The organism is Ulvibacter sp. 2210JD10-4 (genome assembly GCF_058148525.1).
This window is the reverse complement of record NZ_JBYVJZ010000004.1, coordinates 367,486-391,498: the sequence shown is the minus strand read 5'-3', so window position 1 is coordinate 391,498 and position 24,013 is coordinate 367,486. Positions and strand designations below refer to the sequence as shown.

Sequence of the window (24,013 nt, the reverse complement as noted above, 5' to 3'; positions counted from 1 at the left end):
CAATTGGATGCAACAGGAAATGCTTCTATTACAGCAGCAGATGTAGATAACGGATCGAATGATGCCTGTGGAATTGCTTCATTGGCGGTATCACCAAGTACATTTGATTGTAGTGATGTAGGAGCCAATACGGTAACCTTAACAGTAACCGACAACAACGGAAACACTTCTACCTGTACTTCAACAGTTACAATAGAAGACAATGTAGCTCCTGTAGCACTTTGTCAGGATATTACTGTTCAATTGGATGCAACAGGAAATGCTTCTATTACAGCAGCAGATGTAGATAATGGATCGAATGATGCTTGTGGGATTGCCTCACTGGCTGTATCACCGAGTACCTTTGATTGTAGTGATGTAGGAGCTAATACGGTAACCTTAACAGTAACCGATGTGAATGGAAATTCTTCTACCTGTACCGCTACAGTTACTGTGGAAGATAATGTAGCTCCTGTAGCTATATGTCAGGATATTACTGTACAATTGGATGCATCAGGTAGTGTAACAATTGGTGCTGCCGATGTAGATGGCGGTTCAACAGATGCCTGTGGAATTGCTTCTCTGGCTATCGATATTGATACCTTCACTTGTGAGGCAGATTTAGGGCCAAACAATGTTACCTTAACTGTAACTGATGTGAACGGAAACGTGAGTACTTGTGTGGCAATTGTAACTGTAATTGATGACATCGATCCACTAATTGCTTGTCCTCTGGATAAAGTTGCAGATACAGATCCCGGTCAGTGTAGTGCTGAAGTGTTTTTCCCGGATGCTATTGCGCTTGACAATTGTACGGTAACTGTAGCTCAAACGGGTGGCCTTCCAAGTGGTAGTGCCTTCCCGGTAGGAGTATCTACAATTGAATATACAGCAACAGACTCTAGTGGAAATACTACAGTATGTACTTTCGATATCACAGTAACCGATAACGAACTGGCTATGGCTGTTTGCCAGGATATCACCATTCAACTCGATGCCAATGGAGATGCAACGATAGTAGCCGGCGATGTAGACGGTGGTTCAACAGATAATTGTGGCATAGCATCATTGAGTATTGATATTGATACTTTTGATTGTAGTGATGTTGGAGACAATCCTGTAGTACTTACCGTAACCGATGTCAACGGGAATGTATCTTCCTGTACTGCTATCGTTACCGTAGAAGATGTAACAGCACCTGTGGTAGCATGTATGGATATTACCGTACAATTAGATGCTGCCGGAACGGTAACTATCTTAGGTAGTGATGTTGACGGTGGTTCTACAGATGCTTGTGGTATTGCCAGTTATGATCTTGATGTCGACACTTTCGATTGTGATGATATAGGTGATAACACGGTAACTCTTACCGTAACGGATGTCAATGGAAACTCATCTACCTGTACCGCTACAGTAACAGTAGAAGATATAACTTCTCCGGACCTTGTCTGTATGGACATTACTCTGGAACTGGGAGCTGATGGTACCGCTACTATTACTCCTGCTGATGTGATCGCTTCTAATGATGATGCTTGTGGTATTGATACCTCGGCAGTAGATATTACTGACTTTGATTGTAGCGATATTGGAACTCCGGTAACCGTACAGGTATTTACACAGGATGTAAACGGAAACCTAAGTACTTGTACTGCTGTAGTAACTGTAGTGGATATGCTGGAACCAGAACTTACCTGTCCGGCCGATCAAACTGTTGATCCGGGACCAGGAAATCTGTTCTATACAGTACCGGATTATTTTGCTACAGGACAGGCTACAGCAACAGACAACTGTACCGACCCTGTAACGATCTTTACTCAAGATCCGGCTCCGGGTACACTGCTACCTGACGGTACTTATACCATCACACTAACTGCTACAGATGATGAAGGAAATACAGCTACCTGTACTTTCGAGCTCACTGTAGATACTACTTTGGGTATTGGTGATAGCAATGCAGATATCTCAAGTGTGGTATTATATCCAAGTCCTGCAACAGACTATGTGATGCTTAGCAATCCGCAGAGTCTTGATCTGGAAAATGTAGCTATTTATGACCTTATGGGGAGATTGATCAAAACGGTCAACCTTACTAATATGGGTGTAGAAAAAGAGCTTGATATTTCTATGTTAAGTTCAGCTACCTATGTAGTATTGATCCAAGGGCCGCAAGGTCAGGTTACAAAACAATTAATCAAAGAATAGTTGTTTTAACACGATAGATTAAACCTAAATAAAAGCCTCTCTCAAATAAATGAGAGAGGCTTTTTTAATGATAGCTGCTTCTTTCTAAAAGACTCCGGCTTTTTTGTTCTTATTTTCAAATAAAAAACCGAATATTCCCATAATTACAATAAAGGCTTTGTAGCTTGTTTTTCAATAAGTAAAAGGCCGTCATCAATTAAATGAGCCACTTTTGGCCAACGGGTTTTTAGATCTGTCAAATACGCTAAAACGGTTTCTGAATGTGTTAACTCATAGATTTCCAGTGGTAATAACCAATCATCGGGGTGTGAAACTTTTATCTTTTCGAAAACTTCTAACGCCTTTGGAATGTCAAGTCGGTTTTCTCGGTTTTCCCTAATCTCTTTATACATTCCGTTCAACTCTTTTTCTTTTTCAGATAGTTTTACTCTAATGGTTTTATTACTACTCACATGATTTACCAGATCAAAGGACAGATAATCTGCCGCACCTGCAAATGCCGAGACTATTTCTTTCCCTACCGCCATATCAAAACCTCCCATTTCAGGAGAGAATAATATTTCATCGTTATATTTTACGGTACAATCTGTAAACTGGATCAACATCAATTCTCCTCTCAGGTTTCGCATTCCTGTAACATTAAGCCCTTCCACGGTAATTCCGCTTTCAAATTCAAAAGCAATAGGTTTTCCGTCATAAAAATCATAGGCTTGTAGATCTCTGGGGCCCATATTTTCAATGGCCAAATTAATGCCCTTCAATTTTCCCAATGGAGACCGAAATCCGTTCGTATGCCTGCTTACACCATGGCCAATCACTTCTTTTTCCCGGTAAGAAAGTGCCGTTTTTCCTTCTGTTTCAAAATACACCACCTCATTATCTTCATTTTGGATCATTCTTTTAAAATGACCACTTACCTGCAAACCGGTACTCAGCTCTATGGTACCCAACTGCCTGGACTCTATAAGTTTTTTTAATCCGCGCCACCCACCTTTTCGCACTGCCATAGTATTGGCGAATTCTTCCAGAACTTCCTGTAAATAAGCAAAATCCGGAGTAACATATAGTTGAGGTTGAGGTTTGGTAATATCAAAATCCTGATATGCAGCGTTGATGGAATAGGGAATTTTTTTCACTTCTTTCTTCATACACCATTTACTTTCACCAATAGAAGAAAGCAACCCCGCACCATAGATCTTTGGATTTTCAACACTTCCAACCATTCCGTATTCTACAGTCCACCAATGTAGATTCCGGATCAAAGATATTTCGGAAGATTCCACTTTTTTATTTTGTAAGGCTTCCACTTTTCGTTCGGCTGCATCAATTTTTTTCTGAGGGATTCCATCTGCTTCTTTCAAAATAGATAATTCACGTACTGCTTCATACATGTCTGTATCATGAGCACTCGAAATGGCCTTAGCGCCTACTTCCCCAAACCGTCGCAAATATTCAGCATAATCAGGACTGGCAATAATGGGGGCATGCCCTGCACCTTCATGAATAATATCCGGTGCCGGGGTGTATTCAATGTTTTCCAATTGACGAATATCACTGGCAATTACCAAAACTTTATATGCCTGAAATTCCATAAAAGCATTTGGAGGAATAAACCCATCTACAGCAACAGCTGCCCAGCCAATCTCTTTCAGAATACGATTCATTCCATACATAGACGGAATTTCATCAATAGAAATACCTGTTTTTTCAAGCCCTTCCAAATAGCTTTCATGAGCTACCTGGCTTAGGTAATCAACATTTTTTCGCAATACAAACCGCCACACAGCCTGATTAATGGGCGTGTATTGCTCATAATCCTGAGGTTTAATATATTGCTTCAGATGCGGGGGGAGTCGTTCCAGCAATTCGTTGGTTTCTATTTGCGTTTTCATAAGCTTTCAAAAGTAGCAACTTATCTTTAAACCGAATAATAAATAGTAAAGTTTTGGGCGTTTCCTCTGTTTGTTTTAAAAAAACAAAAACAGAGGACCGGGCTTTCAGTACTACGCGTCTGTCTGGCTGCATCCTTTCTGTGAAGACGGGTAGTTTACTTCAATCCCTAACGCAAATTTCGTCGTAGAATTAGTATCTTGCATATCCATGAAAACGCAATCTAGAAAAGAAGAAATAATTAAAATTGCTTCCCATCTTTTTAAAGAAAGAGGATATAGTGCTGTTTCAATGAGGGATATCGCCCAGGCAATGGGAATTAAAGCTGCAAGCCTTTATAATCATATAAACAGTAAGCAAGAAATTCTTTCTACATTGGTTTTAGAAGTGGCTCATGAATTTACAAATGGAATGAACACAGTTGTAGAGGAAAAGACTTTTCCAATTCAAAAGATCAAAAAGATCATAGAGCTACATATCGATATTACGGTAAATCATTCAGAAGGATTAGCCGCACTAAACAATGATTGGATGCATTTGGAGAATGAAGATTTAAAGGCCTTTGTGAAAATGCGGGAAGATTATGAAGAAAACTTCCGGAATATTATCAGGCAAGGGATCAAAACAGGTGATATTAAACCATGTCATCCCGAAGTGATCCTTTTCTCTATCCTTTCAACATTGCGAACGTTATACCTTTGGTGCCAAAAACGCGGAAAGCTTGATGTCAATGTCTTAAAGAAGGATATGGTGTCTGTTTTTTTAAACGGAATCGTTAACAAACTTTAACTTGCAAATCTAACTAACAAACGTTAGTTTTGTGTTCCAAACAAAAAAATAAAGTGGCAAAATTTCATAAAATAAAAGTCAAGGAAATCTACAAAGAGACCAGTGACTGCTCGGTAGTTACATTCGATATTCCCGAAGAACTTACTTCAGAGTTTAAATTCCGCCAAGGGCAACACCTTACTTTAAAAGCGGATATCGATGGTGAAGATACCCGGCGTTCCTATAGCTTGTGTTCAAGTCCGCTGGAAAATACATGGCAGGTCGCCGTAAAACAAATCCCGGAAGGTAAGTTCTCTACTTACGTGAATACTAAATTACAGCCCGGTGACAGTTTGGAAGTGATGTCTCCTAGTGGGACCTTTGGGGTGGAAACACAATTGGGAAAGCCTAAGAATTACTTGTTTTTTAGTGCAGGAAGCGGAATCACTCCTATACTGTCTATGATTAAGACACATTTGGCAGTAGAACCAAATGCAACTTGTAAGTTGTTTTATGTAAATAAAACAGCTAAATCGATTATCTTTAAAGAAGAATTGGAACAGCTCCGAAATACCTATTTCGGAAGGCTGGAGATTTATTATTTCTTAACAAAAGAAAAAAGAGATATAGATCTGTTCAATGGACGTTTTGATGATGAGAAGATGCAAGTGTTAACTAAAACATTTATTGATATTCCGGATACCAGTGAGGTGTTTTTATGTGGGCCTGAGGATATGGTAAATTATGTGAGTGACTATTTGGTAAAAGCAGGATTGCCTAAGGACCTAATTCATTTCGAATTATTCATTACAGGACTTTCCGAAGAAGATAAAAAGAGAGCAGAACGTCTGGCGCAGCAGAATGTGGAAGGTGTTAAGGTGACCATTGTAGACGGAGGGAAAGACTTCCATTTTACTATGACCAAAGAGTATGATAACATTCTGGATGCAGCTTTAGGAGCAGGGGCAGATCTGCCTTTTGCCTGTAAAGGAGGCGTTTGCAGTACTTGTAAGTGTAAAGTTGTAGAAGGTAGTGTAGAGATGAAAATTAATTATGCGTTGGAGGAAGACGAATTGGCACAAGATTTTGTGCTAAGTTGTCAATCGGTTCCAACATCTGAAAGTGTAAAAGTAGACTACGACGTCTAAGAAGTAAAAAGTTCTAAATAATAGGATTATGAGCGAAAAAGAAGTAAAGAATTTAGAAGAGATCTTTGAAGCACGGATTGCACGTGATGAAAAGATCGAACCAAAAGACTGGATGCCAGAGAAATACAGACAGACTCACATTCGTCAAATATCACAACATGCCCATTCAGAAGTAGTAGGGATGTTGCCAGAAGGTAATTGGATCACGAGAGCCCCTTCATTAAGAAGGAAAGTCGCTCTTTTGGCAAAAGTGCAAGATGAAGGTGGCCACGGCTTGTACTTGTATTCTGCAGCTGAAACTCTGGGAATTTCCAGAGAAGAAATGTATGAACAACTTCATACGGGTAAGGCAAAATACTCCTCTATTTTTAACTATCCGGCAATTACGTGGGCAGATATAGGTGCTATTGGGTGGTTGGTAGACGGTGCAGCTATTATTAATCAAGTTGCATTATGTAGTACATCATTTGGCCCCTATGCACGGGCAATGGTTAGAATATGTAAAGAAGAAAGTTTTCACCAACGTCAGGGATATGAGATTATGCTGACACTTTGTAATGGAACTCCAGAACAAAAAGCAATGGCGCAAGATGCACTCAATCGTTGGTGGTGGCCGAGTTTAATGATGTTTGGTCCAAGAGATGCAGAATCGCCTCATACAGCGCAATCGATGAAATGGAAATTAAAACGTAAAACAAATGATAAATTACGTCAACAATTTATCGATCAAACAGTTCCGCAAGCAGAAATATTAGGAATTACAATCCCAGATCCGGACCTAAAATGGAATGATACATCAAAGAAGTATGACTTTGGAGAAATTGATTGGGATGAATTCTGGCAAGTAGTAAAAGGACATGGTCCCTGTAATAAAGAACGCATGAATGCACGTGTAAGTGCTTGGGAAAATGGAACCTGGGTACGCGATGCAGCAATGGCCCATGCCGAAAAACAAGAAAAGAAAAAAGTAGCAAAAGCAAGTTAAAATATAAATTATGAAAAAAAACTGGCCTTTATGGGAAGTATTTGTTCGAAGCAAAAATGGTTTGGAACATAGGCATTTTGGAAGCCTGCATGCTACCGATGCAGAAATGGCATTGGAAAATGCCCGTGATGTATATACACGTCGTAACGAAGGAGTAAGCATCTGGGTAGTGGAAAGTAAACATATTACTGCTTCAAATCCGCAGGATAATGGAGAATTATTTGAACCTGCACAAGATAAAATATATCGCCACCCTACCTTTTATGAATTACCGGATGAGTTAAAACATATGTAATTATGAAAAACGGAAATTTATATAATTACATTCTGGGTATAGCAGATAATTCATTAATCCTGGGCCAGCGTTTAGGTGAGTTATGTGGTCATGGCCCTAATCTGGAAACAGATATTGCTTTAACCAATATTTCCCTTGACTTATTTGGACAAACACGAAGTTATTATCAGTATGCGGCTAAAATAGCTGGGAATAATAAAACCGAAGACGATGTTGCTTTTTTACGCATTGAAAGAGAATATAGAAATGTTTTGTTGGTGGAGCAGCCCAATACTCATTTCGGTTATGTAATAGCACGCCAATTTTTGTTTGATACTTTCCATTTGCTATTGATGGAGAAACTACAAAATAGTAGCGATGAACAATTAGCGGCCATTGCCAAAAAAGGAATTAAAGAAGTAAGTTATCACCATCGTTTTTCGGGAGATTGGATCAAACGATTAGGAGATGGTACTGATGAGAGTCATGAAAGAATGCAGGAGGCTATTGATGAATTATGGCGTTATACAGACGAGCTGTTTCAGGTGACAAATGATGATGCGATTGTGATTGAAGCAGGAATAGGAGTGAATGTCTCTCAACTCAGGGAAGAATATTATAAACAAGTTTCAGAAATACTTACAGAAGCCACGCTTACGGTGCCTGAAAATAAATATTTTGCTAAAGGAGGAAAAGAAGGTGTGCATACAGAGCAGATGGGCTATATATTAGCCGAATTACAATATATGCAACGAACATACCCAAATATGAATTGGTAATATGACGATCGATCTACAGCCAAATATAGACACGACATTGATTCCTGTTCTTGAAACAGTTTCAGACCCGGAAATTCCGGTGTTAACGGTCCTGGATATGGGTGTTATTCGTGAAGCTATTGAAATTGACAAAATTGTATATATAAAATTAACGCCTACCTATTCCGGATGTCCGGCTATGGATGTGATAGGAGATGACCTAAAAGCAGCTTTTGCCAAAGTGGGGAAAGAGGCTAAAGTTGAATTGGTGCTTTCTCCTGCCTGGACTACAGACTGGATGAGTGAAGCAGGTAAGCAAAAAATGGAAGCATATGGAATTGCCGCTCCTTTAGAGGAGACAGCAGATAAAGATGCTTTACTCAGAAACGCAAAAATTGTAAAATGTACCAATTGTGGAAGTACAAATACTCGATTGGTAAGTCAGTTTGGTTCAACAGCATGCAAAGCATTGTTCCAGTGCAATGAGTGTCAGGAACCTTTTGACTACTTCAAATGTTTGAAATAGTCATAAGCCACTTTGTTGTTAGATTTGTATCTTATCAATAGAAGGTTAAAATCAAATCCAATATATGTTGGTGTTATAATTTGAAATTTTGAAACCCTTTTCCACAGAATAAATGTGCAAAAGCTCCGAGATTCAGGAAACAAAGCAACGCGGAGTTTTGGAATTGGTTTTTTCAGAAGTAATTCTGAAAAAAATTCCTTGGAAAAGATGTCCTTTTTTGATTCATTTTTTGGACAAGCAAAAAATGAATAAAGAAAAATAATAGGTATGAGCAATAATTCAATTGAACTTAGAATTGAAAACAAAACAGCGTGGATAACACTCAACAGGCCGGAGGTATTCAATAGCTTCAATCGTGAGATGGCATTACGACTTCAGGATGAACTGGATACTTGTGAACTCAATCCCGAAGTAAGAGCAATAGTGATTACAGGAAGCGGAAAAGCATTTTGTGCAGGTCAGGACCTTAAAGAAGTTACTTCACCCGAACTTAATCCCGGCTTTAAAAAAATACTTGAAGAACATTACAATCCTATTATAAAAAGGATCAGGGCCATTGAAAAACCTGTCATTGCAGCAGTGAATGGAGTTGCAGCCGGTGCGGGAGCCAATATAGCTTTGGCATGTGATGTAGTGGTAGCTTCAGAAAGAGCAAGTTTTATACAGGCATTTAGTAAAATAGGGTTAATTCCCGATAGTGCCGGGACGTTCTTTTTACCTAGACTGGTGGGCCTTCAAAAAGCATCTGCACTTATGATGCTGGGAGACAAAGTCTCTGCAGAAGAAGCCGAAAAATTTGGGATGGTTTACAAAGTTTTTAGCCCGGAAGATTTTAATGCTGAAGTTCTGGTTCTTGCAGAAACAATGGCATATATGCCTACCAAAGCATTGGGAATGACCAAAAGACTGTTGAATAAATCATTGACAAATGACCTGAATACACAATTGGAAATGGAGTCAAAACTTCAAATTGAAGCAGCTCAAAGTGACGATTACACAGAAGGCGTTACAGCATTTGTTGAGAAAAGAAAACCTGTTTTTAAAGGCAAATAAATGATCAAAAACATTGGAATAATTGGAAGCGGAACTATGGGAAGTGGTATTGCACAAGTGGCTGCTACTGCAGGATGTTCAGTTAAAATATACGATACCAAAACTGAAGCCTTAGACAAAGCAAAAAAGAGTTTGGATAAAATTCTGAACCGCTTGGTCGAGAAAGAGCGTATTGACTCTACTGAAAAAAATCGTATTCAAAACAACATTCAATACGTAGATGCATTGAGAGAACTGTCAGATTCTGACCTCACAATAGAGGCCATTGTTGAGGATTTAGATATCAAAAGAGAAGTATTTCAGGAATTAGAAAGTTATGTCTCTACAAATTGTATTATAGCTTCCAATACTTCATCATTATCAATAGCTTCTATTGCTTCAGTATTACAGAAACCGGAACGCTGTGTGGGAATTCATTTTTTTAATCCTGCTCCTTTGATGAAACTGGTTGAGGTAATTCCTGCTATTCAGACTTCTGAATCTGTTTTGAAAACTTCAGTGGAAACTATTAAGAATTGGGGTAAAACAGTGGCTGTGGCTAAAGACACTCCCGGGTTTATTGTAAACCGGGTAGCACGACCTTTTTATGGAGAATCCTTACGAATTTATGAAGAAGGGATTGCAGATTTTGCTACTATAGATTGGGCCTTAAAGACTAAAGGAGGTTTTAGAATGGGGCCTTTCGAATTGATGGATTTTATTGGGAACGATGTGAACTATACCGTTACCGAGACCGTATTTAAAGCATTTTATTATGACCCGAGGTACAAGCCTTCATTCACTCAAAAGCGGTTTAGTGAAGCAGGCTATTTAGGAAGAAAAACGGGAAGAGGTTATTATGATTATTCAGAAGGAGCATTAAATCATCAGCCAAAAGAAGATAATTTATTGGCAAAAAGTATCTTTGATAGAGTTTTAGTAATGCTCATCAATGAAGCGGCAGATGCTTTATTCTTGAATATTGCTTCAGCAGAAGATATTGATAATGCCATGACGAAAGGGGTTAATTACCCGAAAGGATTGTTAGCTTGGGCAGACGAAAAAGGAATTGATTGGTGTGTATCAAAAATGGACGAATTATACCATGAATATCATGAGGATCGATACCGTTGCTCTTCGTTACTTCGAAAAATGAATAGTGAAGGAAAAACTTTTTTTAGTTGAGGAGTTATTGAGTTTTTAGTTTGTGAGGAGTAATGAAGAGTAAATATTATTTTAAATTCGAAGAACTAAAGATATACCAAAAGGCTATTTATTTTGGAGAATTAGTAAATGATCAAATAAATACTTTTCCGAAGGAAGAGAGGTATAGATTAGGTTCTCAATTTATTAAAGCAGCTGATTCTATCGCTAATAATATAGCCGAAGGCTCTGCAAGTTCTGATGCGAATTTCAATCGTTATTTGCAAATGGCATGGGATAGCGCTCATGAATGTGTTGTTTGTAGTACAAAAGCGAGGCTTAGAAATTTTATTACTGAGGAACAAGATGAACAGAATCGAGAATTAATAACAGAGTTGTCAAAAATGATAACCTCATATAAAAATTATTTGAAGAAAAAATTAAATGGAAGATGACTCAAAGGCTAAAAAACTAATGGACCCAAAGGCTATTCCATATAGAATGTTGTCTCAGGACGCTTTTAGTCAGTGGTTGGGAATAGAGATTTTAGAATGTGAGATTGGGCGATGCAAGGTGGGAATGGCCATCAGGAAAGAAATGCTAAATAGTATGTACAAGGCCCATGGAGGTATTAGTTATTCATTGGCAGATACAGCTTTCGGTTTTGCAGCAAATACTCATGGAAAGTATGCGGTTTCCATTGAAACTTCTGTAAATCATATAGAAGCCCTGGAAGAAGGAGATTATCTTACTGCAGAATCGGTTATTGAAAAAGTAAATAATAAATTGGGCTTTAATGTAATCGAAGTAAAAAGAGGAGAAGAGTTAGTGGCTTTGTTTAAAGGTATTGTATATAGAACCAGTAAAGATTGGGAAGATTGAACGCTAAACCGAAAAATGTAAAATATACTAAGTGAAAAGTAGTAAAAAATATGATTTGCAAGATAGATTGGTGAAGTTTTCAGCAAGCATTATTTTGAATACAGAAATGCTTAAAAAAAATTTTGCAACAGAACATTTGATCAAACAGCTTATTCGTTCGGTTACTTCTGCGGCGTTGAACTATGGAGAAGCTCAGAGTGCAGAATCACGAAGAGATTTTATTCATAAGATGAAGATTTCTTTGAAAGAGCTAAGAGAATCTCAGGTGAATTTACAAATATTAGCAGAGGCTAATTTGATAGATGAAAAGACTATATTTAATAGTATAACAGAAGAATGTAAAGAGCTTGTTGCTATTTTTACAGTGAGTATAAAAACAACTAATAAAAGACTCTAAAATTTAAAACTTTAAAGTGATTTATAACTTTGACCTTTTAAATTTTACATTTAAAATTTAGGATTTGAAGAAAGCATATATTATAGATGGAGTACGAACTCCAATAGGAAATTATAAAGGTACTTTGAGTACCGTACGTACAGATGATCTGGGCGCTTTGGTGATTTCTGAAATTGTAAAAAGAAATCCGAATATTCCCAAAGAAGCATTTGAAGATGTGATCATGGGATGTGCCAATCAGGCCGGTGAAGACAATCGCAATGTTGCACGTATGGCGCTGCTGCTGGCAGGACTGCCATTCACCGTTCCCGGTGAAACAGTCAATAGACTGTGCAGCAGCGGACTTTCTGCTATTATTCATGCCAATAGAGCCATTAAAGCAGGAGATGGAGATTTATTTATTTCGGGTGGAGTAGAGAATATGACACGTGGTCCTTATGTTATTGCCAAGCCTACATCTGCCTTTGGGAACGATTCTAAAATGTACGATTCCAGTTTCGGATGGCGTTTTGTAAATCAAAAGATGCACGAACTCTATGGAACGGATGGAATGGGGAATACAGCTGAAAATTTAGTGGAGAAATACAATATTTCACGGGATGACCAAGATGCCTTTGCATATTGGAGCCAGATGAAAGCAGCTAAAGCGCAACAAAGTGGAAGATTGGCAAAGGAAATAGTTCCGGTTGAGATTCCGCAGCGTAAAAAAGACCCGATCATTTTTAAAGATGATGAATTTGTTAAACCGGGCACAACAAAGGAAATATTGGGAAAATTGCGTCCGGCCTTCAAAAAGGAAGGAAGTGTAACTGCAGGAAACAGTTCAGGATTGAATGATGGCGCTGCAGCAACAATTATTGCTTCTGAAGAAGCTGTTAAAAAATACAATCTGAAACCATTAGCAAGGATAGTAACTTCAGCAGTTGTTGGAGTAGAACCTCGCATTATGGGTATTGGTCCTGTAGAAGCTTCAAATAAAGCCTTGAAAAAAGCGGGATTGACGATCAATGATATAGATATAATTGAGTTGAACGAAGCCTTTGCTTCACAAGCCTTGGCGTGTATTCGCGAATGGGGGCTGGCTGATAATGACCCTCGCATTAACCCTAATGGTGGCTCGATTGCCATTGGGCATCCATTGGGAGTAACAGGTGCGCGTATTGCCTATTCAGCAGCTTTAGAGCTTCAGGAAACGGGAAAACGCTATGCCTTGATTACCATGTGTGTTGGTGTTGGACAAGGCTATGCTTCCATAATTGAAAATGCAAATCTGTAAAAAAATGAAGATTCTGATCATTGGCGGGAATGGAACTATCGGGAAAAAAGTGACACAACATTTTTCCGAAAAGCATGAGGTGATTGTAGCAGGAAGAACTTCGGGAGATGTCACAGTGGATATTGCATCTTCAGATTCGATCAAAGAATTATTTCAGAAGACAGGAAAAATTGACGCTATTGTCAATGTTGCAGGAGATGCCAAGTGGGATAAATTTGATAATCTTTCAGAAGAAGATTTTTACATTGGGATAAAAAGTAAAATGATGGGGCAGGTAAACCTGGTTCGTTTAGGTCGCGCTTACCTAAATCAGGGAGGTTCAATCACTTTGACCACCGGAATTTTAGCCGATGAACCTGTAGATATGACTACAAGTGCGGCTATGGTAAATGGGGCAATTCAAAGTTTTGTGAAAGCAGTGGCTTTGGAGCTTGAAAGTGGTATTCGGGTGAATGTAGTATCAGCAGACCTGGTAGAAGATGCCTATGAAAAGTATAAAGACTATTTTCCCGGTAATACCCCTGTTTCTATGCGAAAAGTGGTAGATGGCTATGTGAAATCTGTAGAAGGAAAAATTAATGGTGAAATTATTAGAATAAGAGCTTAGTATGGACAAAACACAACATTACGTAACAGGACAGTGGCTGGACGGTAAAGGTGATGGCGCTCCTGTATACGATTCGATAACAGGAGAGCAATTTACCTCTGTTACTGTTGAAGGATTAGATATTCCTTCTATTTTACAATATGGTCGGGATAAAGGTGAAGCCCTTCGGAAGATGACCTTTCAGGAACGTGGAAATATGCTTAAAAAATTGGCATTATACCTGGTCAAAAGAAAAGATGCTTTTTATGAATTAAGTTATCGCACCGGAGCCACTAAAATTGATAGCTGGATTGATATTGAAGGAGGTTTTGGAAATTTGTTTGCCAATGCATCCCTCAGAAAATTATTTCCTAATCAATCATACCACGTAGAAGGCGATCCTATTGATCTCTCACGGGGAGGACGTTTTATGGCACACCATATCATGGTGCCTAAAGAAGGAGTAGCAGTTCATCTTAATGCATTTAATTTTCCGGTATGGGGTATGTTGGAAAAATGCGCGGTGAACTGGATGGCAGGAATGCCGGCAGTAGTGCTACCTGCTCCACAAACAGCCTATTTAGCTGAAGCGGTTGTGAAAGAGATTGTAGCTTCAGGAATACTTCCGGAAGGTGCTATTCAATTAATTAGTGGCACTGCCCGAAATATTTTGGATACCGTACAATCACAGGATGTAGTAACATTTACAGGCTCAGCAAGTACCGGAAAGATATTAAAGAATCATCCACAACTTATTGAAGAATCGGTGCCATTTACAATGGAAGCCGATTCGCTGAATGCTTCTATCCTGGGAGAAGATGCAGTCCCGGGAACCCCGGAATTTGATATATTCATTAAAGAAGTACGGAAGGAAATGACCGTGAAGTGCGGACAAAAATGTACCGCGATCCGAAGAATTATTGTGCCCGAAAAACTAGTCGAAGATGTTCAGATCTCTCTTGGAAAAGAATTGGATAAAGTTACCATTGGAGACCCACGTTTAAAGGAAGTTAGAATGGGTTCTCTGGTAAGTGATGCACAACGCAATTCAGTAAGAGAACAGGTAGGGAAAATTGCTAAAACCGCACAGATCGTCTATGGAAGCTTAGATGATGTGGAAACCATAGGGGCAGATGCTAAGAAAGGGGCATTTATCAAACCTATTTTACTTCGGGAAGACAATCCGTTGACAAATGAAGCGGCTCATATAACCGAAGCTTTTGGACCGGTAAGTACTATTATGCCTTATAAAAATCTGGAGGAAGCTGTTCAGCTTTCAAAAATGGGAAAAGGATCTCTGGTAAGTTCAATTATTACCAATGACAATGTGATTGCCAAAGACTATACAGTTTCAGCAGCTACCCATCATGGACGAATATTGATCCTCAATCGAGAAAATGCAAAGGAAAGTACCGGGCATGGTTCGCCTTTACCCGCATTGGTCCACGGTGGCCCCGGACGTGCCGGAGGGGGTGAAGAAATGGGTGGAATGCGTGGAATAAAACATTACTTACAGCGATGTGCAGTACAAGGAACACCCACCACTTTGACCGAAGTTACAGGAATTTATCAAGCCAAAGGCGCATATAAAGAAATAAGCAATCATCCGTTTGCATATCACTGGGAAGACATCCAGCCGGGAATGTCTTTAAGAACACATAAGCGTACCATTACCGATGGCGATATAGTGAATTTTGCAAATCTCACCTGGGATCATTTTTATGCCCATACCGACATTACTTCACTCGACGGAAGTATTTTCGAAAAACGTACAGCTCACGGATATTTCATTCTGGCAGCAGCAGCGGGATTGTTTGTATATCCTAATAAAGGGCCGGTAGCAGCCAACTACGGATTAGAAGAATGCAGATTCTTACGTCCAATCTATCATAACGATACGGTATACGTCCGTTTAACGTGTAAACAAAAAATTGACCGAGATCAACGAGGAAAAGAACTACCAAGCGGAATCGTGAAATGGTATGTAGAGGTTTTTGATGTGGAAGATGAATTGGTAGCTATTGCCACTATTTTGACGATGGTTCAGAAAAAGCAAATTGTTTTTACTGAAATGACTTTGGAAAAAATAACAGAATGTTTAGGAAAACTTACTGAGGATAGTAAAACTCAATGGGGCACAATGAGTGCTCAGCATATGATTGAGCATTTGGAATATACCTATAGGATATCAGCAGGACAGATTCAGGATTTTGAATTTTCCACACCTGAAAAATATATGGATAAGGTACAGGAAACACTCTATAATTACAAGCCAATGCCAAAGGAATATGATTTTCCCTTAGCTGAAAAATCAAAAATAGAAGAGTTGAAACATCCAGATATGGAAACTGCAAAAAAGATGATGTTGGAAGCCAGAGAAGAATACCTTCAGTTTTTTAAAGACAATCCAGAAGCAACAACTAAAAATGCTGTTTTTGGAAATCTAGGAAAGTTTGATTGCTATTTGCTGGAGCGAAAACACCTCAATCATCACTTCGGACAATTTGGTTTAATTTAAAATAAAATACATTGACAAAACCTTACGTAACACAAGACATACAAAATGGAATTTCAACCATAGAGTTTTTTCATCCTGCACATAACAGCTTACCTGGTGATATTTTGGAAAAATTGGTAACTGCTATCAATGAAGCCGGAGCTAATGAAGAAGTAAAGGTTATCATTTTAAAAAGTGGTGGAGACAGGACCTTCTGTGCAGGAGCAAGTTTTAAAGAACTCATCAATATTAATGATCCTGAAACGGGACGGGTTTTCTTTAGCGGATTTGCCAATGTGATAAATGCTATGCGTAAATGTCCAAAGTTTATCATAGGCCGTATTCAGGGTAAAACAGTTGGAGGAGGAGTTGGAGTGGCTTCGGCAACGGATTACTGTATGGCTTCAAAATTTGCTTCCATCAAGTTAAGTGAGTTGAATGTAGGTATTGGACCTTTTGTTGTAGGACCTGCCGTTGAACGCAAGTTAGGTTTAACAGGAATGTCACAGATCGCTATTGACGCTAATAGTTTTTACGATGCTGAATGGGCACGCCAGAAAGGGCTATATGCACAAGTATATGATTCTACAGAGGAACTCGATGAAGCTGTTCAAACATTTGCTGAAAATTTGTGCAATTATAATCCTGAAGCGATGAAAGAGATGAAAAAAGTGATGTGGCAGGGAACTGAAGATTGGGATCAATTATTAGCTGAAAGAGCTGCTATTAGTGGGCGGTTAGTGCTTTCAGAGTTTACCAAAGAAACCTTGAAGCGATTTAAATAATGATATATTCATTCAAAGGACATATTCCCGTTGTACATGAGAGTAGTTTTATACACCCTCTGGCAGCAGTAACCGGAAATGTTATTATTGGAAAGAATTGCTATATAGGGCCCGGCGCTGCCATACGTGGTGACTGGGGGGAGATCATTTTAGAGGATGGTGTGAATGTACAGGAAAACTGCACAGTACATATGTTTCCGGGGAAGTCGATTATACTTAAAGAAGGTGCACATGTGGGTCATGGAGCAGTAATTCATGGTGCCAACCTGGGAAAAAACTGTTTGATAGGAATGAATAGTGTTGTTATGGACGATGCTGAAATTGGTAATGAATGTATTGTAGGTGCCATGAGTTTTGTAAAAGCTGAAACTGTTTTTCCGAAGCGAAAACTAATTATTGGAAATCCGGCGAAAGTCATCAAAGATGTTTCAGACGAAATGATCACATGGAAAACTGCCGGAACCAAGCTATATCAGCGATTACCCAGTGACTGTCATGAGACTTTACGAGCGGTAGATGCACTTCGGGAGATTCCGAAGATTAGACCCTTACAGGAAGATTTTTATAAAACACTACAGGAGATTAAGAGAAAAGAATAGGATGTCAGAATTTGAATTTAAAATGCCCAGAATGGGCGAAAGTATTACTGAGGCTGCCATTATTACTTGGTTTAAAAGTGCTGGAGATACTATAGAGATTGACGAACCCTTATTGGAAGTTGCAACAGACAAAGTTGACTCTGAAGTTGCTTCAACGGTTTCAGGAGTAGTTGAAAAACTCCTATACAACCCCAATGATGTAATACAAATAGGAGAGGTAATTGCAATTATAAGGACAGATGCAGAGGCAAGGTCCTCACGAGGACAGAAACCTGATAGTAAAAAAGAAGTTGTAAAGATACCTTCTAAAAGAAAAGAAGTAACCACTTTAAGTGATATAAAGGAAGCAAAACAAAATTCAAACTTGTTTTTCTCTCCATTGATAGTAAGTATTGCAAAAGAACATCATATTAGTTATGATGAGTTGGCCCGTATACCGGCTAGTGGCAAAAAAGGACGATTACGTAAAAGTGATGTAATGACCTACATCACTGATGGACGCCCCTACAAATTTGCAACACCTGTTACGGAATCGTCAGGACTTAAAATTCCGGACCTAAAATTTGATAAAGGAAAAGGAAAAGTTGTGGAGATGGACCGTATGCGACAAATGATCGCTGACCATATGGTATTCAGTAAGCATACTTCGCCTCACGTAACGGCCTATGTAGAAGCAGACCTAACCGAAATGGTAACCTGGAGAAATGCAGTTAAGAGTGATTTTCAAAAAAAATACAACGAAAAACTCACCTTTACACCGTTGTTTATTGATTGTGTTGCAAAGGCAATTAAAGATTTTCCAATGATCAACTCCTCTTTAGATGGAAAGAATATCATTGTTAAAGAGGAAATCAATATAGGTATGGCAACTGCTTTACCTTCAGGAAATTTGATTGTTCCGGTTGTTAAAAATGCAGATAAAAAGACCTTATACGAACTTACAGTAGCAACGAATGAGCTTGTTAGAAAATCAAGAGATAACAAATTGCAGGCAGATGACACCTCCGGAAGTACTTTTACAATTAGTAATGTAGGAACCTTTGGGAGCTTAATGGGAACTCCAATTATCAATCAGCCGGAAGCAGCAATTCTCGCAACAGGAACCATTAAGAAACGAGCTGAAGTAATGGAAAAAGAAGATGGAGATACTATAGAGATCCGCCATATGATGTATTTATCATTGTCGTTTGATCACCGTATTGTAGATGGTTACTTGGCAGGCTCTTTTTTGCGAAGGATTGCAGATTATATGGAACAGTTTGCTATTGACAGAAAAATTTAGAATGAGCAAAAAGATCAACAAAGACATACTTAAAAAAGCGTTTACAAATCTTTGTACCGCAAAAGCGATTACTGAGGTCTATGAAGAAAATTTCAAAGTAGTTTCAAAATATGTACATGCTACTTCCCGTGGCCATGAAGTAATTCAAACTGCATTGGGGATTCAGCTACTGCCTCAGGATTATGCTTTTCCATATTATCGGGATGATGCTATGTTATTGTCCATAGGGATGAAGCCATATGAGTTGATGCTTCAGGTATTGGCAAAACGAGATGACCCTTTTTCCGGTGGAAGAACCTATTATTGTCACCCAAGTTTACGGGATGATGATAAACCTAAGATTCCACATCAAAGCAGTGCAACGGGAATGCAAGCCATTCCGGCGACCGGAGTAGCTTTGGGGTTTTGGTATAAAGAATCTGAAAATTTACACAATACTAAAGAAGAACAACCTTTTGTTGTTTGTTCTCTTGGTGATGCTTCAGTGACGGAAGGAGAGATTGCAGAGGCTTTTCAAATGGCGGCGTTAAAACAGTTGCCTATACTTTATTTGGTGCAGGACAATGGCTGGGATATTAGTGCTAATGAAGCAGAAACCAGGGCGCAAAATGCTTATGAATATGCAGCAGGTTTTCATGGTTTGGAAGCCGTTTCAATTGATGGAACCGATTTTGAAGAAAGTTATACCACTCTTCAAAGCATCATTCAAAAAATTCGTACAGAGCGAAGGCCATTTTTGGTACACGCCAAAGTTCCTTTGCTCAACCATCATACTTCAGGAGTCCGAATGGAATGGTACCGGGATGATCTGGATGAAGCTCGAAGTAGGGACCCATACCCAAAACTGAGAAAGTTGTTACTTCAGAATGGTTTTTCAGATAAAGAACTTTCAGTAATTGAAAATTCAGCTATAAAAGAAGTAAAAAACGCCTTGGATAAAGCATTACAGGCGGAAGATCCTAAACCTGAAGATTTATTCACTCATGATTTTGCTCCTACCAAAATTACTGAAGAAGTAGGGACCCGTACTCTGGAAGGAGCAGAAAAGGTAGTTATGGTAGACTGCGCTTTGTTTGCCATTGAAGAATTGATGGCAAAACATAAGGAATGTTTATTATATGGACAGGATGTTGGTGGAAGACTTGGCGGTGTGTTCCGTGAAGCAGCAACCTTAGCACAAAAATTTGGGGATAACAGGGTGTTCAATACACCTATCCAGGAAGCTTTTATTGTTGGTTCTACGGTTGGGATGAGTGCTGTTGGATTAAAACCTATTGTTGAGGTTCAGTTTGCGGATTATATTTGGCCGGGACTCAACCAATTGTTTACAGAAGTTAGCCGAAGTTGCTATCTCTCTAATGGAAAATGGCCTGTATCAATGATTCTGCGTGTACCAATTGGAGCCTATGGAAGCGGTGGTCCTTATCATTCATCTTCTGTAGAAAGTGTAGTAACAAATATTCGTGGATTGAAAATTGCTTATCCAAGTAATGGAGCAGATTTAAAAGGCTTACTGAAAGCTGCTTATTACGACCCAAATCCGGTGGTGATATTTGAACACAAAGGTCTTTATTGGAGTAAGGTGCCGGGCACCAAAGGAGCTACTTCGGTTGAACCGGCAGAAGATTACATACTACCTTTTGGGAAAGCGTGGGTATTACAGGAAATTTGGAAACAAGAAGAAGCGGAAACATTATCTATAATTACCTATGGCATGGGGGTACATTGGGCATTAAATGCTTCTGAAGAATTAGGAATGAACGACAGTATTGAAGTTGTTGATCTTAGAACTCTGCACCCATTGGATTATGATACTGTTTTTAAAAGTGTGAAAAAATGCGGAAAATGTTTAGTAGTTACTGAAGAGCCTTCAGAAAATAGTTTTTCAAGAGCACTGGCGGGTAAAATCCAAGAGGAGTGTTTTCAATCTTTGGATGCGCCAGTGATGGTAATCGGTTCAGAAAATATGCCTGCGATTCCATTGAACTCAACTTTAGAACAAACCATGATTCCTTCCGTAGAAAAAGTGAAGATGAAAATAACTTCCTTATTGGAATATTGAGTACATTACATCTCATAATCAGAAAATAGGCTTATGAAAACATTAATTACACTTTTTGCATTGTTTGCATTTATTATTGCAAATGCTCAATGGACTACGGATACAGCCGCTAATATACTGGTTGTTGATTCTGCAGGAGGCGATATGAAAGCAATTGGAACCTCAGATGGAAAGACATATGTTGTTTTTTGGAAAGCTTTATCATTACCAACTAACTTCGAATTGAGGTTACAAATATTGGATGTAGACGGAACGCAAATGCTTGGAAGTGATGGGATGCTTGTTAGTGATACTGTTCCTATGAGTACTTTTACCGTTATATGGAGTATTGTAACTGATGAAAATGACAATTTGTATATAGGTGTTACAGGAACAGGAGGGGGTGACCCTGCTTATGTTTTTAAATTAGATAGTAACGGGAATCACTTATGGGGTCCAAACGGGGTTAATGTGGGTTCCGGATTTGCAGTTACAGTACTGCCATTATCCTCTGGTGAAGCGATTGTATCCTGGTTTCCTTCAGGAGAAAGTGTCATGCAGAAATATGATGCTTCCGGAAATGCTGTTTGGGGGGCAACTCAACCGGTAGTAAATGGAGGTAATGATACAGTTCCGGCGAATATGTTCGAATTATCCAATGGAGATTATATTATGGTTTTCCATAGCCTCACCTTTGGTATAAACTCTAATCTTTACGCACAACGTTATAATAGTGATGGAGTACTTCAATGGGGTACGCCCACACAGCTATCAGATAAAGGAACTGTATTCAATACTACGTATAGTGGTTTGCAAGATGGAGATGTAGTATATATGGGGTATAAGGCATCACCGGGACTTCGTTTTGATTCCTACCTGCAACGCATAAATGCAGATGGAACTTTACCATGGGGGATAAACGGGGTGGATTTTGATACAAATGAAACTGATTACGAAATGGATACCGAGATTGCATTTAGCCCGGGCTCTCAATACATTTGGGCAATTTGCACCTATACAGATACTTCTCAAAGTGACAAAGGCGAACGAGTACAGAAATTTGATAAGGATTCTGGTGCTCGCCAATTTACTGACAATGCAAAAGTAGTATACGCATTAGGAGAAGATAAAGTTCATACGGGGCCTCTTCATTTAAAAAATGAGACTCCTTTATTCTTATTGAAGAGTGGAATTGACAACGGAGTCTCTCCTGTAGAACTTGGTGTAGTGTATTTAGACGATAGCGGAAATTTTGTTTGGTTGGAAGAATCCAGACCTGTTGCTACTTTTGCTGCAAGTAAAAGTAGAATTCATTATACAAAACCGGTAAACAATCAGAGTGTAGCAGTTTTTATTGAAGAAAAAAGTGTTGAGCCTAAAATTTATGCTCAAAACTTTATAGATGAAGTTCTTGCTGTAGACGAATTTGGACTGAATACATCTATCTATTACAATAACCCTATAAGTAATGAATTGCGGATTGAAAGTAATACAGAAATAATATCTGTTTCAGCTTATTCTATGATAGGGCAGCAGCTCTTTTCTGAAAATTATAACAACCAACTACAATTAACAATGGAAACATCTAATTGGAATAGTGGTATATATCTTGTAACAATTACTACTGAAAACGGTTTCAAAAGAGCAGTTAAAGTTGTAAAGAAATAATGTATTGGTTTTAGGCTAATATAATTGTAATAAAAAAGGAGTGCCATGGCACTCCTTTTTCTTTGGTTAGTTAGTCAATTTGCAAAATTATATTTTGATGAGTTTAACTGTTTTAACAGTATCTCCTACCTGAACTTTTGCAAAATAGCTCCCAGAAGTATAACTTGATAGGTCAATAACCATTCTGTTACTGTCACCTTCTATTTGTGCAACTTCTTGTCCAAGAACATTAAATATGGATACTTGCGTAATCTCATCCTGAGTTTCGATATTTACCTCATTTGATACTGGATTAGGATAGTAACTAAATCCTTCTATGGTAACATCGTCAACTCCTAAAGAAGGATCATATATCATTAGATCAAATTCTGCATCTACCGGCATAGCAGATGAGTCTTCAGTATAAATAGCCCAATTAGTACCTGTATACCAAACTCCTAATGCTTTATCTAGTATAACATTTGAAGTATTACCTGAAACACCCCAGTTGTGAGACATTACAAAAACAGCATTTGGATTCCCGTCTAACAGTGGATGAGAAATATTTGTCCAATTACTATTAATGTTTCCAGCGTTGGCCTGGTGACGCATTGTTTGAACTCCTGAACCTCCAACTGCTACAAAAAATGCTGCATCTGTTGGAATAGGAGAAAGGTCTTCTGTATAGATAATCCAATGATTATTTCCTCCTGTATCATCATACCAGAAACCATAATTAAAAGGATTGTAAATACTATTGGGGTTGTAGTAACTGGTTAAAACAGCAGAGGCATTAGGATTGCCATTAAGTATAGGGTCATTTAAAATTGTATATGCTGGCGAGGAACCTTGATTGCCGACATTAGATATGTGTGTCATAACCTCTGTTCCCTGAGCAATATAGATATTGAAAGACACATCAGGCTGCATTGCAGTACCATCCTCGTTAAATACAGACCATTTATTTTGCGTAGTACTGTAAAACGCTCCTGTTACCTTATTGTTAAATACGCCTGGACTTCCGGGCGGATTCCAGTTATGGGTTACAATAATCTTTGCAGCAGGATTATTGTTTAGGTCGGGATGATCAATGTAAGTTACCGCGGCGGATATATTTCCCGGAGTTGCGGTATGTACAAACATATGTGCTTGTGCAAATACTATTGTTGTAAATAATATTAAGCAAAAAGTAAAAATTGTTTTCATAAAATGTAGTTTTAGTTAGTAAAAGGCTTTAATTATTAATATTAAACAAAACTATGATTCAACTTACTGGTAATCAAGGGTAAAAAACCTAATTCTATATGGGGTATATA

At 38.6% G+C, this 24,013-nt stretch carries 22 protein-coding genes; 20 read left to right on the top strand and 2 right to left on the bottom strand.

What is annotated here, in order from left to right; genetic code table 11:
- A partial coding sequence (locus tag ACY2RT_RS11890; protein WP_490156133.1) for a T9SS type A sorting domain-containing protein occupies positions 1-2,181 on the top strand: 2,181 nt, incomplete at its 5' end.
- Between the two features lie 143 nt (positions 2,182-2,324).
- On the opposite strand, the gene ACY2RT_RS11885 is transcribed toward ACY2RT_RS11890, so the two are convergent.
- The gene (locus tag ACY2RT_RS11885; RefSeq protein WP_490156132.1) at positions 2,325-4,073 is read right to left on the bottom strand and encodes an aromatic amino acid hydroxylase; all 1,749 of its coding nucleotides are present in this window, start codon (positions 4,071-4,073) and stop codon (positions 2,325-2,327) included.
- A 208-nt stretch (positions 4,074-4,281) separates the two neighbouring features.
- On the opposite strand from ACY2RT_RS11885, the gene ACY2RT_RS11880 reads away from it, so the two are divergent.
- The 19 genes from ACY2RT_RS11880 to ACY2RT_RS11790 all read left to right on the top strand — a co-directional run bounded on the left by ACY2RT_RS11880 (position 4,282) and on the right by ACY2RT_RS11790 (position 22,718).
- Positions 4,282-4,860 carry a TetR/AcrR family transcriptional regulator gene (locus tag ACY2RT_RS11880; RefSeq protein ID WP_490156131.1) on the top strand — a complete coding sequence of 193 codons (579 nt, stop codon included), beginning with the start codon at positions 4,282-4,284 and terminating at the stop codon, positions 4,858-4,860.
- A 53-nt stretch (positions 4,861-4,913) separates the two neighbouring features.
- Positions 4,914-5,987: a 2Fe-2S iron-sulfur cluster-binding protein gene (locus ACY2RT_RS11875; protein WP_490156130.1), complete on the top strand. Its 1,074-nt coding sequence runs from the start codon at positions 4,914-4,916 to the stop codon at positions 5,985-5,987.
- 28 nt (positions 5,988-6,015) lie between these two features.
- Entirely contained in the window at positions 6,016-6,972 is a 957-nt protein-coding gene (gene paaA / locus ACY2RT_RS11870; RefSeq protein WP_490156129.1) for a 1,2-phenylacetyl-CoA epoxidase subunit PaaA, read from the top strand.
- Positions 6,973-6,982: 10 nt separating this feature from the next.
- The gene (gene paaB / locus ACY2RT_RS11865) at positions 6,983-7,267 is read left to right on the top strand and encodes a 1,2-phenylacetyl-CoA epoxidase subunit PaaB (RefSeq protein WP_490156128.1); all 285 of its coding nucleotides are present in this window, start codon (positions 6,983-6,985) and stop codon (positions 7,265-7,267) included.
- Positions 7,268-7,269: 2 nt separating this feature from the next.
- On the top strand, positions 7,270-8,025 hold the full coding sequence (gene paaC, locus ACY2RT_RS11860; protein ID WP_490156127.1) for a 1,2-phenylacetyl-CoA epoxidase subunit PaaC: 756 nt from the start codon (positions 7,270-7,272) through the stop codon (positions 8,023-8,025).
- Between the two features lies 1 nt (position 8,026).
- Entirely contained in the window at positions 8,027-8,530 is a 504-nt protein-coding gene (paaD, locus tag ACY2RT_RS11855; RefSeq protein WP_490156126.1) for a 1,2-phenylacetyl-CoA epoxidase subunit PaaD, read from the top strand.
- Between the two features lie 267 nt (positions 8,531-8,797).
- A complete protein-coding gene (locus ACY2RT_RS11850; protein WP_490156125.1) occupies positions 8,798-9,583 on the top strand; it encodes an enoyl-CoA hydratase-related protein in 786 nt (261 codons plus the stop codon).
- A complete protein-coding gene (locus tag ACY2RT_RS11845) occupies positions 9,584-10,747 on the top strand; it encodes a 3-hydroxyacyl-CoA dehydrogenase NAD-binding domain-containing protein (RefSeq protein ID WP_490156124.1) in 1,164 nt (387 codons plus the stop codon). It begins immediately after the preceding gene.
- Between the two features lie 32 nt (positions 10,748-10,779).
- On the top strand, positions 10,780-11,160 hold the full coding sequence (locus ACY2RT_RS11840; protein WP_490156123.1) for a four helix bundle protein: 381 nt from the start codon (positions 10,780-10,782) through the stop codon (positions 11,158-11,160).
- 19 nt (positions 11,161-11,179) lie between these two features.
- On the top strand, positions 11,180-11,587 hold the full coding sequence (locus tag ACY2RT_RS11835) for a PaaI family thioesterase (RefSeq protein WP_490156139.1): 408 nt from the start codon (positions 11,180-11,182) through the stop codon (positions 11,585-11,587).
- 31 nt (positions 11,588-11,618) lie between these two features.
- Positions 11,619-11,984: a four helix bundle protein gene (locus tag ACY2RT_RS11830; protein WP_490156122.1), complete on the top strand. Its 366-nt coding sequence runs from the start codon at positions 11,619-11,621 to the stop codon at positions 11,982-11,984.
- 64 nt (positions 11,985-12,048) lie between these two features.
- Positions 12,049-13,260, top strand: coding sequence for a 3-oxoadipyl-CoA thiolase (pcaF, locus tag ACY2RT_RS11825; protein ID WP_490156121.1), 1,212 nt, complete (start codon positions 12,049-12,051; stop codon positions 13,258-13,260).
- 4 nt (positions 13,261-13,264) lie between these two features.
- Complete coding sequence (locus ACY2RT_RS11820; protein ID WP_490156120.1) at positions 13,265-13,867, top strand: short chain dehydrogenase; 603 nt, start codon at positions 13,265-13,267, stop codon at positions 13,865-13,867.
- Between the two features lies 1 nt (position 13,868).
- Positions 13,869-16,364 (top strand): phenylacetic acid degradation bifunctional protein PaaZ, encoded by a 2,496-nt coding sequence (gene paaZ / locus ACY2RT_RS11815; RefSeq protein WP_490156119.1) that lies wholly within the window; start codon positions 13,869-13,871, stop codon positions 16,362-16,364.
- Positions 16,365-16,375: 11 nt separating this feature from the next.
- Entirely contained in the window at positions 16,376-17,128 is a 753-nt protein-coding gene (locus tag ACY2RT_RS11810; RefSeq protein WP_490156118.1) for an enoyl-CoA hydratase/isomerase family protein, read from the top strand.
- Complete coding sequence (locus ACY2RT_RS11805; RefSeq protein WP_490156117.1) at positions 17,128-17,727, top strand: acyltransferase; 600 nt, start codon at positions 17,128-17,130, stop codon at positions 17,725-17,727. Before ACY2RT_RS11810 ends, ACY2RT_RS11805 begins: the two co-directional genes overlap by 1 nt.
- A gap of 1 nt (position 17,728) precedes the next feature.
- Positions 17,729-19,009, top strand: a complete 1,281-nt coding sequence (locus ACY2RT_RS11800; protein ID WP_490156116.1) for a dihydrolipoamide acetyltransferase family protein — start codon at positions 17,729-17,731, stop codon at positions 19,007-19,009.
- Between the two features lies 1 nt (position 19,010).
- Complete coding sequence (locus tag ACY2RT_RS11795; protein ID WP_490156115.1) at positions 19,011-21,071, top strand: alpha-ketoacid dehydrogenase subunit alpha/beta; 2,061 nt, start codon at positions 19,011-19,013, stop codon at positions 21,069-21,071.
- A gap of 33 nt (positions 21,072-21,104) precedes the next feature.
- Positions 21,105-22,718: a T9SS type A sorting domain-containing protein gene (locus tag ACY2RT_RS11790; RefSeq protein WP_490156114.1), complete on the top strand. Its 1,614-nt coding sequence runs from the start codon at positions 21,105-21,107 to the stop codon at positions 22,716-22,718.
- An 87-nt stretch (positions 22,719-22,805) separates the two neighbouring features.
- On the opposite strand, the gene ACY2RT_RS11785 is transcribed toward ACY2RT_RS11790, so the two are convergent.
- Positions 22,806-23,903, bottom strand: coding sequence for a T9SS type A sorting domain-containing protein (locus tag ACY2RT_RS11785; RefSeq protein WP_490156113.1), 1,098 nt, complete (start codon positions 23,901-23,903; stop codon positions 22,806-22,808).
- Positions 23,904-24,013: the final 110 nt, after the last annotated feature.

Coding starts and splice junctions, on each gene's coding strand:
- ACY2RT_RS11845 (WP_490156124.1), top strand. CDS start 9,584: ATGATCAAAAACATTGGAATAATTGGAAGCGGAACTATGGGAAGTGGT.
- paaB (WP_490156128.1), top strand. CDS start 6,983: ATGAAAAAAAACTGGCCTTTATGGGAAGTATTTGTTCGAAGCAAAAAT.
- paaA (WP_490156129.1), top strand. CDS start 6,016: ATGAGCGAAAAAGAAGTAAAGAATTTAGAAGAGATCTTTGAAGCACGG.
- ACY2RT_RS11835 (WP_490156139.1), top strand. CDS start 11,180: ATGGACCCAAAGGCTATTCCATATAGAATGTTGTCTCAGGACGCTTTT.
- ACY2RT_RS11840 (WP_490156123.1), top strand. CDS start 10,780: ATGAAGAGTAAATATTATTTTAAATTCGAAGAACTAAAGATATACCAA.
- paaZ (WP_490156119.1), top strand. CDS start 13,869: ATGGACAAAACACAACATTACGTAACAGGACAGTGGCTGGACGGTAAA.
- ACY2RT_RS11850 (WP_490156125.1), top strand. CDS start 8,798: ATGAGCAATAATTCAATTGAACTTAGAATTGAAAACAAAACAGCGTGG.
- ACY2RT_RS11795 (WP_490156115.1), top strand. CDS start 19,011: ATGAGCAAAAAGATCAACAAAGACATACTTAAAAAAGCGTTTACAAAT.
- ACY2RT_RS11790 (WP_490156114.1), top strand. CDS start 21,105: ATGAAAACATTAATTACACTTTTTGCATTGTTTGCATTTATTATTGCA.
- ACY2RT_RS11885 (WP_490156132.1), bottom strand. CDS start 4,073: ATGAAAACGCAAATAGAAACCAACGAATTGCTGGAACGACTCCCCCCG.
- ACY2RT_RS11800 (WP_490156116.1), top strand. CDS start 17,729: ATGTCAGAATTTGAATTTAAAATGCCCAGAATGGGCGAAAGTATTACT.
- ACY2RT_RS11880 (WP_490156131.1), top strand. CDS start 4,282: ATGAAAACGCAATCTAGAAAAGAAGAAATAATTAAAATTGCTTCCCAT.
- ACY2RT_RS11785 (WP_490156113.1), bottom strand. CDS start 23,903: ATGAAAACAATTTTTACTTTTTGCTTAATATTATTTACAACAATAGTA.
- paaC (WP_490156127.1), top strand. CDS start 7,270: ATGAAAAACGGAAATTTATATAATTACATTCTGGGTATAGCAGATAAT.
- ACY2RT_RS11805 (WP_490156117.1), top strand. CDS start 17,128: ATGATATATTCATTCAAAGGACATATTCCCGTTGTACATGAGAGTAGT.
- ACY2RT_RS11820 (WP_490156120.1), top strand. CDS start 13,265: ATGAAGATTCTGATCATTGGCGGGAATGGAACTATCGGGAAAAAAGTG.
- paaD (WP_490156126.1), top strand. CDS start 8,027: ATGACGATCGATCTACAGCCAAATATAGACACGACATTGATTCCTGTT.